The sequence below is a fragment of the Oleiphilus sp. HI0125 genome (assembly GCF_001635355.1).
The window spans coordinates 1-1,203 of record NZ_LWGF01001114.1 but is presented as its reverse complement, the minus strand read 5'-3'; the positions used below and the strand labels follow the sequence as shown (position 1 = coordinate 1,203).

The 1,203-nt window shown below is 43.5% G+C and carries 3 protein-coding genes and 1 pseudogene; 1 reads left to right on the top strand and 3 read right to left on the bottom strand.

The genetic code is table 11. The features are described 5' to 3' along the window. Positions 1-205, top strand: a 205-nt coding sequence (locus A3762_RS28475; protein ID WP_068757166.1) for a DUF6868 family protein, incomplete at its 5' end; no start/stop codon positions are given. Positions 206-228: 23 nt separating this feature from the next. Here the strand turns inward: A3762_RS28475 and A3762_RS19285 are convergent. The 3 genes and pseudogenes from A3762_RS19285 to A3762_RS27815 form a co-directional block, all read right to left on the bottom strand. Beyond that, complete coding sequence (locus A3762_RS19285; RefSeq protein ID WP_369820702.1) at positions 229-696, bottom strand: Sir2 family NAD-dependent protein deacetylase; 468 nt, start codon at positions 694-696, stop codon at positions 229-231. Further along, positions 663-941, bottom strand: a complete 279-nt coding sequence (locus A3762_RS28920; protein WP_369820701.1) for a Sir2 family NAD-dependent protein deacetylase — start codon at positions 939-941, stop codon at positions 663-665. Before A3762_RS28920 ends, A3762_RS19285 begins: the two co-directional genes overlap by 34 nt. Positions 942-997: 56 nt before the next feature. Continuing rightward, a pseudogene (locus A3762_RS27815) lies at positions 998-1,203 on the bottom strand (DNA-deoxyinosine glycosylase); the annotation flags it as partial.

The following is a 1,203-nucleotide window of genomic DNA, read 5'->3' as shown; positions in this document are numbered from 1 at the left end:
TGCGATCAACCTCGCTTACCTAGGTTTAGCGACTTTCGCCATTGTCGTATTCAAAGCGCAAATGCTTGCGATACACAATCGCTTGTTTGGACTAAATGCAACGGCATTGAGCACCAGTTATTTTAAGTTCCTTGCGAATTACAAAATCATGACCTTAATCTTCTGTGTCGCGCCATACTTAGCACTTAGATTTATGAATAGTTAAATTCATAAATAGCTAAAGGCATGCTACGCCAACAGATCTTTAACGAAGCTCGGTAACACTTCACCAGCCTTGCCTTGAATGGAGCGAGAGAAACTCGAATGCACGGCAGAGGGCTTTAGGTTGATCTCAATACTATCCGCACCTGCATGATTAGCGACTTCAACAAATCCCGCCGCAGGATATACATGACCTGAGGTACCGATCGATATAAAGGCATCGCATTGTTCAATCGCTTGATAAATCTCATCCATATACAAAGGCATTTCACCAAACCAAACAACATGCGGACGCATATGACCCATTGCGCCACAGTTTTCACATACTGAATTTGGTGTCGTATCGACGCGTGATTCCTGTACAGATTCACAAGACTGACAACGCTCCTTAAGCAACTCTCCGTGCATATGTAATACATTTTGAGAGCCTGCACGTTCATGCAGATCATCAATATTCTGAGTCACGAGTAAAAATGAATGGCCTGCTGACTGCATCGCACGTTCAAGACCTCTAATGCCCTGTGGGCTAGATTGGGCTTAATATTTGGCGAAAGTAAAAACTGACGACGCTGATTGTAGAACGATTGAACAAGTTCAGGATTGCGTGCAAAACCCTCTGGAGAGGCAACGTCTTCAATACGGTGTTCCTCCCACAATCCGTCACTCGCTCTAAAAGTTTGGATACCAGATTCTGCTGAGATACCAGCTCCCGTCAGTACAACGATAGATTTATACTTCATTCCAACTCCTTTCGTTTAAATAGGCGTTTGCTGAAATTAAGTTCTTTATCATGTGCCTAGCGCTTTAATGACGCTAGCCATACTCTTTTTTTCTCACTTAGTGACATTGCCGCATAGGCAGGACTCGTCGAAGGCATGACACCGCTATCAATGCCCTTATCGTTAAGATATTGCTTTCCCATGTGCTTAAAAAAAGTTTTTGCTGATGCTTGTCCGTTAAACAACACCAACGATAAGTCTGGGTGTCGTGCGATAAATGCAT